13 protein-coding genes are annotated in these 15,851 nt (G+C 63.8%); 10 read left to right on the forward strand and 3 right to left on the reverse strand.

Going from position 1 to position 15,851, the window contains the following annotated elements:
- Positions 1-165 precede the first annotated feature (165 nt).
- Together RZ1_RS22620 and RZ1_RS22625 are read right to left on the reverse strand one after the other, a co-directional pair.
- On the reverse strand, positions 166-957 hold the full coding sequence (locus RZ1_RS22620; protein ID WP_083583854.1) for an IclR family transcriptional regulator: 792 nt from the start codon (positions 955-957) through the stop codon (positions 166-168).
- Between the two features lie 12 nt (positions 958-969).
- Complete coding sequence (locus RZ1_RS22625) at positions 970-2,712, reverse strand: acetolactate synthase catalytic subunit (RefSeq protein ID WP_072814769.1); 1,743 nt, start codon at positions 2,710-2,712, stop codon at positions 970-972.
- A gap of 238 nt (positions 2,713-2,950) precedes the next feature.
- Between RZ1_RS22625 and RZ1_RS22630 the strand changes: the two genes are divergently transcribed.
- From RZ1_RS22630 to RZ1_RS22675, 10 genes are all read left to right on the forward strand, one after another.
- Positions 2,951-3,712, forward strand: coding sequence for an alpha/beta fold hydrolase (locus RZ1_RS22630; protein ID WP_169918063.1), 762 nt, complete (start codon positions 2,951-2,953; stop codon positions 3,710-3,712).
- A gap of 354 nt (positions 3,713-4,066) precedes the next feature.
- Positions 4,067-5,560, forward strand: a complete 1,494-nt coding sequence (locus RZ1_RS22635) for an aldehyde dehydrogenase family protein (protein ID WP_072814771.1) — start codon at positions 4,067-4,069, stop codon at positions 5,558-5,560.
- A gap of 22 nt (positions 5,561-5,582) precedes the next feature.
- The gene (locus RZ1_RS22640; RefSeq protein WP_072814772.1) at positions 5,583-6,554 is read left to right on the forward strand and encodes a phosphotriesterase family protein; all 972 of its coding nucleotides are present in this window, start codon (positions 5,583-5,585) and stop codon (positions 6,552-6,554) included.
- Positions 6,551-8,260, forward strand: a complete 1,710-nt coding sequence (locus RZ1_RS22645) for a class I adenylate-forming enzyme family protein (protein WP_083583855.1) — start codon at positions 6,551-6,553, stop codon at positions 8,258-8,260. The genes RZ1_RS22640 and RZ1_RS22645 overlap by 4 nt, the downstream gene beginning before the upstream one ends.
- Before the next feature lie 30 nt (positions 8,261-8,290).
- Positions 8,291-9,106 (forward strand): SDR family oxidoreductase, encoded by an 816-nt coding sequence (locus RZ1_RS22650; RefSeq protein WP_072814774.1) that lies wholly within the window; start codon positions 8,291-8,293, stop codon positions 9,104-9,106.
- 197 nt (positions 9,107-9,303) lie between these two features.
- Positions 9,304-10,623, forward strand: coding sequence for an MFS transporter (locus RZ1_RS22655; RefSeq protein ID WP_238071760.1), 1,320 nt, complete (start codon positions 9,304-9,306; stop codon positions 10,621-10,623).
- Between the two features lie 81 nt (positions 10,624-10,704).
- Positions 10,705-11,517 carry an SDR family NAD(P)-dependent oxidoreductase gene (locus RZ1_RS22660; protein WP_072814776.1) on the forward strand — a complete coding sequence of 271 codons (813 nt, stop codon included), beginning with the start codon at positions 10,705-10,707 and terminating at the stop codon, positions 11,515-11,517.
- 150 nt (positions 11,518-11,667) lie between these two features.
- Positions 11,668-12,078 carry a RidA family protein gene (locus RZ1_RS22665; protein WP_072814777.1) on the forward strand — a complete coding sequence of 137 codons (411 nt, stop codon included), beginning with the start codon at positions 11,668-11,670 and terminating at the stop codon, positions 12,076-12,078.
- Between the two features lie 169 nt (positions 12,079-12,247).
- Complete coding sequence (locus RZ1_RS22670) at positions 12,248-13,711, forward strand: NAD-dependent succinate-semialdehyde dehydrogenase (protein WP_072814778.1); 1,464 nt, start codon at positions 12,248-12,250, stop codon at positions 13,709-13,711.
- A 239-nt stretch (positions 13,712-13,950) separates the two neighbouring features.
- Positions 13,951-14,790, forward strand: coding sequence for an alpha/beta hydrolase (locus tag RZ1_RS22675; RefSeq protein ID WP_072814779.1), 840 nt, complete (start codon positions 13,951-13,953; stop codon positions 14,788-14,790).
- A gap of 8 nt (positions 14,791-14,798) precedes the next feature.
- Here RZ1_RS22675 and RZ1_RS22680 read toward each other — a convergent pair whose 3' ends face one another.
- Positions 14,799-15,776, reverse strand: coding sequence for an alpha/beta hydrolase (locus RZ1_RS22680; RefSeq protein ID WP_072814780.1), 978 nt, complete (start codon positions 15,774-15,776; stop codon positions 14,799-14,801).
- Positions 15,777-15,851: the final 75 nt, after the last annotated feature.

Genomic DNA, 15,851 nt, shown 5'->3' on the forward strand with positions numbered 1-15,851 from the left:
GGACAGGCTCCGGCCCTGTCGGACCTTCACGGACGTTTCCCCTCTCGCCCATCGCGCGGCGAGCATGTTTACGTGCCGCATCGAGAGCGCACGGGCCTCCAGCACGCCGGCTGCGCCTCCGGAACGATTCGAATCAGTCAAAGACATCCACGTTCATCCCAGCTCTCACAACGCTCCGTCCGTTACGCGACCCAGTGTTTCCGATGCCAGATGTGCTGCATCCATCACGGCCTGGAGGAAGTTGTCCCGGCCTTCCTGAAAACGTGAAGTAGGTGCAACTAAGCCTATGGCTCCAACGATGGATCCGTCCCCGCCGAAGATCGGCGAGCCGATCGAGGTGATGCCGGGACTGGTATCGATGTCCGCGGACCATCCCTGTTCCCGGACGTCTTCCAGTTCTCGTTCCAGCATCGAGCGGAACCGACGCCGGGCAGTCGGGTTCAGGTCAGCGAGGTTGCGCTCGATGATCTCGTCTTTCAGCCCGGCCTCGAGGTGTGCGAGTACTGCCTTTCCGGCCGCGCGGCGTGGTTCGTTGCCTGCCAGCCCGACGTAGAGCCCTCCGACCCGAAGAGGTTGCGAGCCTTCGACCAGCACCTTGAGGATCACGTTCCGATCGTCGAGTGTCGACAGAAACGACGTCTCGGCGGTGGATTCCGCCAGGTCCGTGACGATGGCGGAGAGTTGCTCGTTGACGTTGAATCCGAGTTGATAAGTACGAAACAACGCGCCGACGCTGGCGCCGAGTCGTAGTTTTCCGTCGGACCGGCGCTCGAGGTAGCCCCGGGACAGCAGTGTTCGCATCAGGTGATAGCACGTGGTGATGTTGAGGCCGAGGCCCGCCGACACCTGCTGCACCGTGGGTGGCGTATCGGCGGCGGCTACGTACTCGAGAAAGCTCAATGCCCGCTCGACCGTCTGCAACGTGGGTTGCCCTTGAGTGCGCGACGTTCTGTTCACTATATGAAATTATCACCGCGACGCGGAGACTGGCCTGTCGCGATGGAGCTGAGTGTTGATCCGGTCGACGCAGGCGTCCCATGCACGAACGGGAGGGTAGGCGTCAGGGTCGACGATCACGTCGATGACCACCGTGCCAGGCGATTCCAGGGCCTCATGAAGAGCCGTCTCGATGTTGTCCGGATGCTCGACGACGATCCCCGTGGCTCCGACCGCGGCTGCAATCGAGGCGTGATCGACCGCTCCGAACTCCACACCCTTCGTGGTTTCGCCGAACACGGCGTTCTCGGCATGCCGTTGCGCGGCGAGGATCGAATTGTTGAGCACGAGCACGATCACGGGCAGGTTCTCGCGGACCGCGGTCTCCAGCTCGGACCACACATGCGCGAAGCCTCCGTCGCCGACGACCGCGATGACGCGGCGATCCGGCGCCGCGAGTTTCGCCCCCATGGCGAGAGGCAGTCCCCACCCGAGCCCCGCCAGCCCTCGGGGCATGAGGAAGCGTTGACCGGGCTGCACCGCGCGGAGGTAGCTGGCGATCCAGAACGAGGAATAGCTGGCATCGGCAACCACGATGTCGTCGGGGTTCAGAACCTTGCCGAGTTCGGCGAAAAGTCGCTCGGGGGCAATGGGGGCATTGCCCGACTCGAGCAGCGGTGCAACCGTCTCGACATGCCTGTTCCGTCCGGCTGCAATGTTCGCGCGGAGCTGGTCGGCCAGCGTCCGGCGGATCGTGAGGTCGGTGGCAGCGAGAGCCTCCGTGAGATCTGCAAGCGCGGCTCGCGCATCGCCCACCAGTCGCAACGATTCGTAGTTTCGCCCCACCTCGAGGGCATCGACATCGATGTGGATATACGTGGCATCCGGCGATGTGAGCGTCCAGCCCTCGGTTCCATTCTCGTTCGTCCGCGTCCCGACCAACAGCACGACATCTGCGTCAGCGATCATCGGGAGATGGAAGTGAGCGGGCCCCCGCTCCCCCGTCACGTTTGCGGCAACTCCGAGTGAGAGCGGACCTGTTTCGTCGACTACGCCCTTACCCATGTTCGTCGTTACGACCGGCAACTGAGCGAGGTCCTGGAGCGCGCCCAGTTCTGCCACCGCACCCGAGCTGTGAACCCCACCACCCGCGATGACCAGGGGTGATCGTGCTCGTGCGATGAGTTCAGCCGCCTTCGAGACCGCGGCTGCATCCGGACGCGGACGATCGAGAGGGAACGCCCCGAGGTCTGCCGTCCTGCTGAATCGACTCACTGCGGCGGGCATTCCGAGTACATCGCGCGGGATGAGCAGGACCACCGGACCCGGCCGCCCGCTGTTGGCCATCGTCATCGCCAGATCGATGTTGTCGTCGACTCGCGCCGGGTCGTCGATTCGCCGGGTCCACTTCGAGACGCTCGCAAAAAGCCCGAAGTGGTCCATTTCCTGAAAAGCGTTGCGGTCGCGGTTTCCGGCCGGCACCTCCTGCACCAGTACCAGCATCGGCACCGAGGCCTTGATGGCCTCGGCCATCGGCGGGACCATCAACGTGGCGGCCGGTCCGTTCTGTGCCGCGACGACGGCGATTCGACCCGAGATTCTGGAGAATCCATCGGCCATGACACCAGCCGCATTCTCGGTGCGATACAGCACCTGACGGATCCCGATACGTTCCGCAGCGAGCATCAGCTCAGTCGGATTACTTTGCCCCAGAATTGTTTTCACCCCGTGCCTGGCCAAGGCGCCTGCGATGACATCGGCAACTGTCCCATTCATTCCTACGTCCTCCTCGCGATAGGTCGCCTACGGTTTCAAAGTATGAAGTACATGTCAACTATCGAAATTTTCATTATTCGAACTCGATTGCGTTTATTGACATCGGCGACCGGAGCGAATACCGTCAGGCAAACAACGTGTGCGGCACGTCACATACATGGCCCTCCCGTACACCGAAGCACCTGGACACGAGGGAGATCTGATGACATTCGACACTGGTGAACCGCACCTGAGCCCGGTGCTCTGCCTGCACTCGCTCTTTCTCGACCCGCGATCGTTCGACAGTCTCGCTGCTGCGGGCGCGGGGCGGTTCAGGTTCATCGCACCAGAGTTCCTCGGGCAGGCCGGCCGTCTGGACGAGGCCGGGTCGACCGTGACCATGGACATGTGCAGCGATGATGTTCTGGCGCTGGTCGACAGGCTCGGCCTGCGCCAGGTATCGATCATCGGTCAGTCCATGGGCGGGGACGTAGCGGTCCGAATCGCGAGCCGCAGGCCCGATCTTGTCGACAAACTGGTGTTGATGGGTTCATCCGCGCGCGGAGAATCGGTCGAGCATCTGGAAGAATTCGGCGCGTTCGTCGACATGTTCGAACGGGACGGCTTCACCGACGAAGTCGTGGAGATCGTCAAGGGCATTCTTTTTGCGGCAAGTGTTCTCGAGGACCCGGAACGTCAGGATGTCCACGACCTGTGGAGTCGACGCCTCAAAGAGCTGTCACCGAAATTGGCACATGCCGCTCGGGGTGTTGTTCAGCGCGAAAGTGCGGTGGCGCTACTGCCGCAGATCACGGCATCGACTCTCGTCATCTCCGGAACCCAGGACCATGCCCGCCCGCCGGCGTGGTCCGACGAGATGTTCGACGCGATCCCGAATGCCGAACTCTGGCGGATCAAGCGCGCGGGTCACAGCCCACTCATCGAGGCCCCGGACATCGTCATTCCTTTCGTCCTCGAGTTCCTGTCCCGTCGTCAGCACGGTGACGACCGGTCGTCATAGATCCCCCGGGGCGGCTGACGCTGCCGAAATTGCCTAGGGGGCAGTCATTTGTGTGCCCTCGATAGTGAACGCTCCACTACAGGCCCACGCCATGGCCGATTCGAATGCGCAGGCAAATCGAAGATTCACTCAGGACCTCCGTTATCGCCCCTCGGTCACTGCGACTGGCGCTGCGCTACATCCAGGCACACCCCTCCGTTCGCTACGGACGCGGAACGCGGCGATCCGCGTCGTGCACTGCTCGCCGGCCGAATGCGCCCCATGGACAGCGAAAAGCCGACGTGACACCAACGTCACCGTCGCAGATTCCGCATCACCTATCAGACCGAGCCCTTCAAGAATGGAGAAGGCGAAATGACCACAGCTGCAATGGCACCCAAGCACTCGAAAGGCTTCCTGGACCGTCGTCACGGCCTGCTCATCGACGGCCGGTTCGTCGATGCTGTCGACGGCCGGACATTCGAGACCATCGACCCCGGTACAGGACAAGTCCTCGCCACGGTGTCCGAGGGTTCGGAACGCGACATCGACGCCGCGGTGGAAGCGGCACGCCGCGCCGCAGAGGGTCCGTGGTCGAAGATGTCGCCGAGCGAGCGCGGTCGCATCGTTCACAGGATCGGAGATCTGGTCGCCGAGCATGCCGAGGAGTTGGCCGAGCTGGAATCGCTGGACAGCGGTAAGCCGGCGAGCGCAGCGCTCGCCGTCGAACTCCCGCTCGCCGCAGACATGTTCTGGTACATGGCCGGTGCGGCACGCCGAATCACCGGGACGTCAGTGACACCATCCGTTCCCTACATGCCCGGCGCAGAGTTCCACGCCTACACGACCCGCGAACCCCTGGGTGTCGCAGGCCAGATCATTCCCTGGAACGTTCCCATTCTGATGGCTGCGTGGAAGCTTGCCCCAGCCCTGGCCACGGGCAACACCGTCGTCCTCAAGCCCGCCGAGCAGACGCCATTGACCGCGCTGCGGATCGGTGAACTCCTGCTCGAAGCCGGTCTCCCCGACGGTGTCGTCAATATTGTCCCTGGATTCGGGGAGCGTGCCGGAGCACACCTTGCCGCGCACGACGGGGTCGACAAGATTGCCTTCACCGGTTCGACGGAGGTCGGACGCAGCATCGTGCGCGCCGCCGCCGGCAACCTCAAGCGGGTATCGCTGGAGCTGGGCGGGAAGTCCCCGAACATCGTCCTCGACGACGCGGACGTCGACGCTGCCATCGCAGGCGCCGCCCTCGCGATCTTCTACAACCAGGGCGAGGTCTGCTCGGCCGGAAGCCGCCTCTACGTGCACGAGTCGCAGTTCGACCGCGTCGTAGAAGGCCTCGCCGAGCATGCTCGTGGCATCAAGGTGGGCTACGGTCTCGACCCGGACACCGATATGGGTCCGCTGGTGTCGGCGGAGCATTTCGAACGTGTCAGCCGCTACCTCGATCTGGGCAAGCAGTCCGGCGGCCGGACGGTGGCCGGTGGCAGCGTACTGGACCGGGACGGATATTACGTGGAGCCGAGCGTGATTGCCCGTCCCGACCGAGATCATCCGATCGTCCGGGAGGAGATCTTCGGACCGGTGGTCACCGCTCTTCCGTTCAGCGACATCGACGATCTCGCACGGCAAGCCAACGACACGATCTACGGACTCGCCGCGGGCGTGTGGACCTCCGACCTGTCGAAGGCGCACCTGCTGGCGAAGCGACTCAAAGCCGGAACTGTGCACGTCAACACCTACCACGTGTTCGCCGCCGAGCTTCCTTTCGGCGGTTACAAGCAGAGCGGCTGGGGCCGAGAGAAGGGGGATGCAGTGCTCGAACAATATCTGGAAACCAAATCCGTCGTCGTCGCGCTCTGAAGAAACGACCCCAGGAAGAACCATGACCGAAGTGCAGACAGTGACCGGACCCATCGACTCCGGTGAACTCGGACGAACCCTCGTCCACGAACACGTCTTCGTGCTCGGCGAAGAATTCCGGCTGAACTACCAGGACGACTGGGACGAGGACGAGAAGGTCGAGCAGGCGGTCCGCGAACTGAGCGAGCTCGAGAGTCTCGGCATCGACACCATCATGGATCCGACCGTGCTGGGACTCGGCCGTTTCATCCCGCGGATTCAGCGCATCGCGGAACGCACGTCCCTCAATATCGTTGTCGCCACCGGCTTGTACACCTTCAACGATCTTCCACCTCAGTTCGCGTATCGCGGCCCCGGCTTGATGATCGACACCGAGGAACCGCTGACCGAACTGTTCATCCGAGATCTGACGAAAGGCATCGGTGACACCGGTGTGCGAGCCGCCTTCCTCAAGTGCGCCATAGATGATCCCGGACTGACCGCCGGTGTCGAACGAACCATGCGCGCGGTCGGTCAGGCGAGTGTCGAGACCGGTGCGCCGATCACCGTTCACACCCATGCCGGATCGGAATCCGGCCTCGTTGCCCAGCGGGTCCTCGCGGAGGAAGGTGTCGATCTGACACGGGTAATCATCGGGCATGCCGGCGATACCACCGACGTGGACTACTTGTGCCGCCTCGCTGACGCAGGATCCCTACTCGGACTCGATCGGTTCGGGGCCGACGCCTTCCTGCCGTTCAACGAGCGGATCGACACCCTCGTCGAACTCGTCCGCCGCGGTTACACCGCGAGCATCGTCATCTCACACGACGCGTCCTGTTTCCTCGACTTCGTCGCCGTCGAATCCCGGGACCGGATCGGCCCGAAGTGGAACTACCGTCACATCCCCGAGGACGTGATTCCGGCTCTGCTCGATGCGGGAGTCACCGAAGAAGACATCGACACCATCCTTGTCTCCAATCCACACCGACATTTCGCCGGAGCGAGGCGATGACAGTGACGAGCAGCAATCGTCTACCTCTGTCTGCATCGATCTGGAACGCAGAGACCGATCCGCATGATTCGGACAGCACGATCGGGGATGCTCTCATCCGAGCCGCCGCTCGATGGGGAGACCGAACGGCCCTCGTTGAGGGCATTCTGGGTGACGATGCGCGCCGGTGGACATTCGGCGAACTGCTGGAGGCATCCACCCACGTCGCTCGGGCTCTCTTGCTCAGGTTCTCCCCTGGCGAGCACCTGGCAGTCTGGGCCGCCAACAGCCCGGAGTGGATCCAGCTGGAGTTCGGTGCCGCGCTGGCGGGACTGACGCTGGTGACGGTCAACCCGGCCTTCCGGCAGGCCGAGCTGGCGTATGTGCTGCGTCAATCTCGGGCGGTGGGGATCGTGGTGCAACCGCATTTCCGGTCCCGGGATCTGCTACCGATCGTGACTGCTGCACTCGACGGCACCCGGGTCCGCGAGGTGATCTCCTTCGGAGATTGGGACGAGTTCGTTTCCGATGGAAGAGATTTCGGCGTACCGCTCGGACCTTTGCCGACGGTCCGCCCCGAGGACCCGGCACAGATCCAGTACACGTCGGGAACGACTGGCCTGCCGAAAGGCGCTCTCCTGAGCCACCGTGGTCTGGCCACCAACGGTCGGAGGTACGCGACCGTCATCGGTGCGCGCCCGGACGATGTATGGATCAATCCCATGCCGCTGTTCCACACCGCTGGCTGCGGTCTCGTGACGTTGGGTGCGCTACAGACCGGCGGCTGCCACATCATCCCACCGAGCTTCGATGCCGACCTCATGTTGGACCTGTTCGAGACCCAGCACGGCACCGTGATGCTGAGCGTGCCGACCATGCTCATCCGGATACTTGAACGGCAGGAAGACAAACCACGTGACGTGTCGAGCTGGCGACTGACCACGCTCGGCGGAGCGCCTGTTCCGCTCGATCTGGCGCTGCGTGCCCGCCGTGTCCTCGGAGTCGAGGTGGGTATCGGATACGGACAGACAGAATCGTCGCCCTACATCACCCACACCGCGAGCGGAGACCAGCAGAAGCAGACGCTGACCACCGTCGGCCGGCCGCTTCCCGGGATCGAGGTCAAGATCGTCGACCTGAATTCTCGCGGCGTGATCGATGTCGGTGAACTCGGCGAGGTGTGCACCCGGAGCAGTTGTGTGATGACGGAGTACTTTTCTGATCCCGCATCGACCGCGGAGGCCATCGACGCCGACGGGTGGCTTCACACAGGTGACCTGGGCACCATCGATGCTTCCGGATTCGTCACGATCCGAGGCCGACTCAAGGACATGATCATTCGGGGCGGGGAGAACATCTTTCCTCGTGAGATCGAAGACATCCTCTACGCTCACCCAGCGGTCAGCGCAGTGTCCGTGGTCGGGCTTCCGGACCCCGAATGGGGGGAGATCGTGGCGGCTTTCATCGTTACGGCCGAGGGAATGCACCTCACCGAGGACGATCTGGCCATGCACTGCGGAGCCCACCTCGCCTCGTTCAAGATCCCGCGGGTGTGGCAATTCAGAACCGAACTGCCGCAGACCGCGTCCGGAAAAATCCAGAAGTTCGTCCTCCGCGACGGATATCTCGAGAATCTGCGCACGCATACAGCCAACGCCACGGAGCAGCTATCCACCAGCCGCACCGGCCGCGAAAGCAGCGAGTACACATCCAAGCTCGATCAATGATTCGTCGACGCCGCTCTGCGGGGAGATTCCATGACAACGCTCAGAGACAGAACAGTTTTCATCACCGGCGGAAGCCGGGGCATCGGGCGCGCGATCGCGCTGCGCGCGGCGGCTGACGGCGCCAACGTCGTCATCGCTGCGAAGACGGACACACCTCACCCCAAATTGCCCGGGACCATCCACTCGGTTGCAGACGAGATCGTTGCCGCTGGTGGCCGCGCACTGCCCCTGGTTGTCGACGTCCGCAACGACGACCAGGTCGCCGGCGCCGTGGACAAGGCTGCTGCCATGTTCGGTGGGATAGACGTGCTCGTCAACAACGCGAGTGCAATATTCCTCGAGCAAACACTCTCGACACCCATGAGTCGATTCGACCTCGTCTTCGACATCAACGTGCGAGGCACATTCGCGGTCTCGCAAGCGTGCCTTCCTCATCTGATGCACAGCGAGAACGCCCATATTCTGACCTTGTCGCCACCACTGGACCTGAATCCCGGATGGTTTGCCGCCCACTGTGCATACACCATGTCCAAGTACGCGATGAGCATGACCGTACTCGGGATGGCGGCGGAGTTTCGTGATCGAGGCGTCGCAGTCAACGGCCTGTGGCCCCAGACGATGATCGAAACCGCCGCGAGCTCGGTCATCGGCGTAGAGGCTGCCGGATGCCGCACGACAGAGATCATGTCCGATGCAGCACATGCCATTGTGACCAGCCCCAGCTCCGAAGTCACCGGCAACTTCTTCATCGATGAGGACCTGTTGCGGCAGCGTGGGCGCACCGACTTTCGCGAGTACGAAGTCGTGCCCGGTACGCCCCTGGTAAAGGATCTCTTCGTGGCCTGACGCGCCCTTCCTCGGTGGTCGCGTCGCAATGGTTCGAATTCGGGTTCCGAGCGCGCGGACACCATGCGCTGTTCTCGACGCGACCGCGGGCCCGTCGAGAAACACACCGACGTGATCGCCGAGGACGACCCGAACCCGCTCGCACGGCGGAGATTCGAAATACATGGACAACTTACAGACGAGACGAGTCGTGAATCGTGAATTCAATCCTGACCGCAAACCCCAAGGAACACGGCGCCACATTGCAGTTGCGTCGGCGCTCGCTTCTCGCGAGCAGTGTCGGTAATCTCCTGGAATGGTTCGACTGGACCATCTATGCGGTGTTTTCACCGTTCATTGCGAAAGCTCTTTTCGATCCTTCCGATCCCACATCGGCTCTCCTCAGCACCCTCGCAGTCTTCGCTGTGGGCTTCGCGTTCCGTCCGCTCGGGGGCATCCTGTTCGGCACCCTCGCCGACCGAGTCGGTCGTCGAACCACGATGATCACGACGATGCTGCTGATGGCGGCGGGCAGCCTTCTGATCGCCGTGACACCCAGCTATGCCGCGATCGGCGGGTTTGCGTCGTTGCTCCTCGTGGTGGCCCGTCTTCTTCAAGGACTCGCGCACGGCGGAGAGACAACCGCTTCCTACGCATACGTTTCCGAGATTGCTCCTCCCCGGCACCGCGGACTCTGGTCGAGCGCTGTGTTCGTTTCCGTCTCAGTCGGCACTCTGTTTGCCACTGCTCTGGGAGCCGGAATCTCGGCAGCGTTACCCGAAGCGGACGCCGCCGGCTGGGGCTGGCGCATCCCGTTCTTCCTCGGCGCGGGCCTCGCCGTGGTCGCGTTGTTCCTTCGTCGAGGGATGATGGAGAGCGAGGTGTACGAGGAACAGATCGCCGCGACCGGGGAGCGAACCCCTGCCACCGAGACACCGAAGCTGTCCCGGCGAACCCTCATCGTCCGTGGACTCAAACTGATGTTGTACGAAGGCGGTACCAATGTCGTCTACTACACGTGGACCTCGTTCGCCGCGGTATTCGCGATCACGTATCATGATATGAACCCCTCGAGCGCATTCCTGGCGAGCGTTTTCGCACAACTGATCTACATTGCCGCCATCCCGATCGGCGGGTTCCTGGCCGACACGTGGGGGCGCAAACCGGTGACCCTCATCTTCTACAGCGCTTTCATCATCGGCATCTTCCCGCTCATGGGCATGATCACCGACGAACCCTGGACCCTCTTCATCGCACAGTCGATCGCCTTGGTTTTCATCGCCCTCGTAGCAGGTTCAAAGCCCGCGGTTCTCTCCGAACTTCTGCCCACGCAGTACCGCACCCGAATGCTCGGCTTCTCCCTGTCGCTCGCGGTTGCGATCTTCGGTGGAACGGCCCCGTACCTGAACCAGTGGCTCTACGGCGAGGGACTCGGCTGGGCGTTCAATGTGTACATCATCGTGCTCTGCCTCATCGGCATGGCCGTCGTTTCAACCTGGAGAGAGACCAAAGGTGTTTCTTTGCAAGATATTACGTGAGAGCTTTGAATCCGAGGACCTGCATCACACGCCACCCGCATCGACCGGAACGATCGATGAAACTCGAGGGAGATTTCGAGCATGACGGACAACCTGCCTCTGCGCGGCAAGGTCGCGCTGGTTACCGGAGCAGCACGCGGCATCGGCCGCACCTACGCGCTCAGACTCGCGGATCGCGGCGCTGACGTCGCAGTGCTGGATGTAGATCTGCACTCGTACAAGGACTACCAACTCGAGGCAGAGGCAATGCACGGCGACACGACGGTCGACGAGATACGCGAAATAGGAGTGCGCGCAATCGGTTTACAGGTCGACATCACCGATTCGACCGCCGTGGACGCGGCAGTTCAACAGATCATCGGCGAGTGGGGCCGGCTCGATATCGCGATCTGCAACGCGGGGGGCGGCGTGGGATCACCCGAGGAAACTCGCGCATCCACCGTCGAGAATGATCTCGTCGAGATCGTCCTCGCCCGCAACCTCACCGGCACGATCAACACCTGCCGAGCCGTGGCCAGGCCCATGAAGGAGCAGCGGTCGGGCAAGATCGTCACCGTCGGCAGCCAGGCGGGCCATCGGGTCGAAAGCAACGGTGGTTATGCCCATTACGGCGCCGCGAAGGCCGCAGTCGCCAAGTACACCCAGTATCTGGCGAGCGACCTGGGACCGTTCGGCATCACGGCGAATTGCGTTTCCCCGGGCTATATCTCGACCGGACGCCTTGCTCCGCTGCTGAACTCGATCGGAGACGCGCAGCTGCTCGGGAATATTCCGCTCGGCCGATACGGAACGCCGGAGGACTGCGCGGGCGTCATCGAGTTCCTCGCGGGCAACCTCAGCGACTACATCACCGGCGCAATCATCCCGGTGGATGGGGGTCTGACGTATTCGTAGCGACGATCGGCGGCCGATATCCCGGTCCCGAGCCTCCGAATCCACAGATCCAGCTCGGATCAGCGGCAATCGCCGCCTCGACCATCCGTCCTCGGACCCTCACCGGGCAAATACAGCACGGTCCGAGGATTCTCGAACCAAGGAGTACACATGGCCGTCGATCTCGTGAACCCAGAAGGACTACCTGAGGTCGATCTCTATCGGCAGGTATCGGTAGCCGGCGGATCGAAGCTGATCTTCATGGCCGGCCAGGTCGCCGTCGACGCGAGCGGCGGTGTCGTCGGCACCGGTGACCTCATCGCGCAGGCCGAGCGGTGCTATCTGAATGTCGCCACATCGCTGGCCGCGGTCGGGGCGTCGTTCGACGACGTCGTCAAACTGACGGTCTACCTTGTCGACTGGACCCCCGACAAGATGGGCCGATTCATCGAAGGCGTTGCGCGGGCATCCGCCAAGCTGGGCATCGCCGCCCCGTTGCCACCACTCACGGGTATCGGTGTCGCTGCACTGGCCGAGCCCGACTTTCTCATCGAGGTCGAGGCCATCGCCGTCGTCGACTGAACCGGCCGAGTCATGCCATGACCTGGTCTCCGCGAATGCACCGGACATCTAACCGGTGCAGTCCCGCGGGGACCCTCGGCACGGACGTGTCCCCGTGCCGAAACGGCGATTGTCGTAGCGCTACTTCTCGGCAGACATGCACGCCCACGTACCCAAGGATCCCTCACCCATGCCCGTAGCCACGTCCACATCCGCTTCGATCGTCGACTCCGTGCCCAAGCAGCTTCTCATCGGAGGACAATGGGTCGCGACCGACAACACGATCACCGTCGAGAACCCCGCCACCGGGGCCGCCGTCGCCGAGGTCAGCGATGGCGGCCCCGAACATGGGCTCGCCGCCCTCTCTGCCGCGGACGACGCCCAAACACACTGGGCTGCAACTGATCCTCGGTATCGCTCGAACATACTGCGCGACGCATTCGACCTGATGAACAGGCGATCCGACGATCTCGCAGTCCTCATCACCACGGAAATGGGCAAGCCGCTCTCCGAAGCCCGCGGTGAGGTCGCCTATGCGGCCGAGTTTCTGCGCTGGTTCTCGGAGGAAGCAGTGCGAGTAGCCGGCCGCTATGCCCTTGCCCCGACCGGCAATACCAGGCTCATCACCATGAAACAGCCCGTCGGGCCGGTACTGGCCATCACGCCGTGGAACTTCCCCCTGGCGATGAGTACCCGCAAGATCGGCCCCGCCCTCGCGGCCGGCTGCACCGTCGTCATCAAGCCGTCCGAATTGACCCCACTCACCACACTCGCGTTCGGCGAGATTCTCATGGAGGCCGGCGTACCCGACGGGGTGGTCAACATCGTCACCACATCGAACGCCGCCGCACTCTGCGAACCGCTGGTCCAGGACAGTCGGCTGCGCAAGATAACCTTCACGGGGTCTACCCCGACGGGGCGCAGCCTCATCCGGCAAAGCGCGGAGAACGTTCTGCGTGTGTCGATGGAACTCGGCGGCAATGCTCCCTTCATCGTCTGTGATGACGCCGACATCGATCGAGCCGTCGACGGAGCGTTGCTCGCGAAGATGCGGAACAATGGCGAGGCCTGTACCGCAGCCAACCGCTTCATCGTCCATTCGTCGGTCGCGGACGAATTCACCTCCCGGCTGGCCGACCGGATGTGCGCCGTAGTCGTCGGTGACGGCGCCGATCCTGCCACGCAGCTCGGCCCACTGATCAACCAATCGGCAGTGGACAAGGTCACGCGGCTCGTCGATGACGCAGTCGCGCTGGGAGCTACGGCCATCGCCCCTCCGATAGCGACTCGCACCCACGGCTACTTCTATCCCCCGACTGTCCTCGCGAACGTTCCGCAAACAGCAAAGATCCTGTCCGAGGAATCGTTCGGCCCGGTCGCTCCGATCACAACGTTCGACACCGACGCCGAGGCACTCGCTTTGGCCAACGACACCGAATACGGGTTGGCGGGGTACGTATTCACCGAGAACATCACGCGCGCAGTGCGACTCGCCGAAGGACTCCAGACCGGGATGGTCGGACTCAATCAAGGCTTGGTATCCAGTCCTGCAGCGCCATTCGGAGGAATCAAGGCATCGGGTGTCGGTCGAGAAGGCGGTCCGGAAGGAATAGACGAGTACCTCGACACCAAGTATGTAGGCCTCGCCGTCTGAGCCGGTTCTGCAAACCGAAATCACCTTCTCGATCGCCCTCGACGGAGGTGCCCTGTTCGGAGACCGACGCGGCGTGGAAGACGGCGAAGCGACGGCGACCTCTTCACCCCGTCGATCTCCGATCCACGCCTTTTCCGGCCACCCCGGCCGGCCCGGTCCGCGGGTACCGGACACACGCCGCGTCGTCTCGTGCAAGGATGCGGTCGTCACGCACGTCGAGTCCACGGCAGGGAGACGCCATGCAGCACTCCGAATCCTCGTTCACCGGCGGATCCGCAACCCGGATCGTCTACGACGTCTGGTCCCCCGAAGGCGACCCGCGCGGTGTCCTGGTGTTGTGCCACGGCCTCGGCGAGCACGCCCGGCGGTACGACCACGTCGCGGAACGGCTCACCGAGATCGGCCTCGTCGTCTATGCCCCGGACCACCGCGGTCACGGACGGTCCGGTGGCAAGCGCCTGCACCTGCGGGACATGAGCGAGTTCACCGACGACATCGGCCGGCTGTTCGCCGTCGCCGACGAGGCGCATCCCGGTCTGCCGCGGTTCCTGCTCGGGCACTCGATGGGTGGTGCGATCGCGCTGAGCTACGCACTCGACCATCCGGGGGAACTGACAGCGCTCGCACTGTCCGGTCCCGCGGTCGTCGTCACCGCGGGCACGCCCGGCGTGATCGTCGAGGCCGGCAAACTGATCGGCCGGTTCCTGCCGGACGTGCCGGTGCAGAAGCTCGACTCGAATCACGTCTCGCGTGATCCCGCGGTCGTCGCAGCGTACAACGCCGACCCGCTCGTGCACCACGGTCTGGTCCCCGCGGGCATCGCGCGTGCCCTCGTGCTCGGCGAGCAGTCCTACCCGCAGCGCCTGCCGTCGCTGACGGTGCCGGTGCTGGTGCAGCACGGCACCGACGACAAACTCACCGACCCGTCGGGCAGTCGGCTGGTCGCGGACCTGGCCGGTTCGGACGACATCACGCTGAAGATGTACGACGGCCTGTACCACGAGATCTTCAACGAGTACGAGAAGGACAAAGTCCTCGACGATCTCACCGAGTGGCTGAAACCGCGCCTCGCGGCGTAGCCGACCCGCTAGGCGGAGCGGCTGCTGCCTTCGGTGGCGACGGCCCGCCGGGCGAAGTCGATGCTGAGGCCGAGCAGGGCGCGGGCCTCCGGTAACGTCTGGCCGACGACCGGGAAGGCGTGGACCTGCCCGGCCCAGATGTGGGTTTCGATCGGACGCCCGGTCCGTTCGATCGCTTCGGTGACGATCTCGACGTCGGGCCGGGTGATCTCGTATTCGGCGACGGAGAAGAACACCGGCGGGAACAGGGTGGGATCGGCGTCGACGGGCGACTGGGCGCCTTCGATGTGGTCGGGACCGTCGAGCCATTTGTCGCGCAGCTTCTCGAGCTGCCGCATCGGCAGGTAGGCGTCGCGCTTCATGTAGTCGGGGTCGTGGGATTCGAGGTTCAGGTTGAGCAGCGGCGAGAAACCGATGACTGCGGCCGGGCGGGTCATGCCGCGCAGCGCCGCGATCTCCGCGACCTTCATCGCGAGGTAGCCGCCGGCAGAGTCACCGGCGAGGATGATGCGGTTCGGGTCGTCGGCGACCGAGAGGACCGCGCTGTACGCGGCCATCGCATCCATCACGGACGTGCCGATCGAGCCTACGGGCAGCTGCCGGTACGCGGCGGAGTAGACGGGCACTCCAGACCGGGCGGCGAGCAGCGAGCACACCGTGCGGTGCGTCGCGAGTCCGCAGAACACGAACGCGCCGCCGTGGAAGTACAGAATCGTCGCGCCGGCGAGGGCGTCGGTGGCCGGACGCGGCGGCGCGATCCGTTCACTGGGCACTCCGCCGAGCGTCACGCTGTCGATGTCGACGCCCCGCGGCCGGGGCAGCAGCTTGTCGACCTGCCGGTCGAGCCTGCTCAAAGCGGAGATACCGCGGTCGGTGGCCGGCCACCAGGTCATGATCGGTTTGACGATGATCCGGACGATCCAGAAGATCAGCCAGGCCTTGACGCTGACCGACCAGTGCCAGACCGTCGCTCCGTGGGTGCGCATACACGCCACGATAAGTCGGGCGCGGCGGCCACGGCGACATACCGTCGCTCACAGATCCACCCCCGGAGTCGCCCG

It is taken from the genome of Rhodococcus zopfii NBRC 100606 = JCM 9919 (assembly GCF_001895025.1).
Classification (GTDB): Bacteria; Actinomycetota; Actinomycetes; order Mycobacteriales; family Mycobacteriaceae; genus Rhodococcus; species Rhodococcus zopfii.

Excerpts from the sequence above, each read along its gene's own strand:
- RZ1_RS22660 (WP_072814776.1), top strand. The coding sequence starts at position 10,705 with ATGACGGACAACCTGCCTCTGCGCGGCAAGGTCGCGCTGGTTACCGGA.
- RZ1_RS22625 (WP_072814769.1), bottom strand. The coding sequence starts at position 2,712 with ATGAATGGGACAGTTGCCGATGTCATCGCAGGCGCCTTGGCCAGGCAC.
- RZ1_RS22640 (WP_072814772.1), top strand. The coding sequence starts at position 5,583 with ATGACCGAAGTGCAGACAGTGACCGGACCCATCGACTCCGGTGAACTC.
- RZ1_RS22665 (WP_072814777.1), top strand. The coding sequence starts at position 11,668 with ATGGCCGTCGATCTCGTGAACCCAGAAGGACTACCTGAGGTCGATCTC.
- RZ1_RS22670 (WP_072814778.1), top strand. The coding sequence starts at position 12,248 with ATGCCCGTAGCCACGTCCACATCCGCTTCGATCGTCGACTCCGTGCCC.
- RZ1_RS22675 (WP_072814779.1), top strand. The coding sequence starts at position 13,951 with ATGCAGCACTCCGAATCCTCGTTCACCGGCGGATCCGCAACCCGGATC.
- RZ1_RS22650 (WP_072814774.1), top strand. The coding sequence starts at position 8,291 with ATGACAACGCTCAGAGACAGAACAGTTTTCATCACCGGCGGAAGCCGG.
- RZ1_RS22680 (WP_072814780.1), bottom strand. The coding sequence starts at position 15,776 with ATGCGCACCCACGGAGCGACGGTCTGGCACTGGTCGGTCAGCGTCAAG.
- RZ1_RS22645 (WP_083583855.1), top strand. The coding sequence starts at position 6,551 with ATGACAGTGACGAGCAGCAATCGTCTACCTCTGTCTGCATCGATCTGG.
- RZ1_RS22635 (WP_072814771.1), top strand. The coding sequence starts at position 4,067 with ATGACCACAGCTGCAATGGCACCCAAGCACTCGAAAGGCTTCCTGGAC.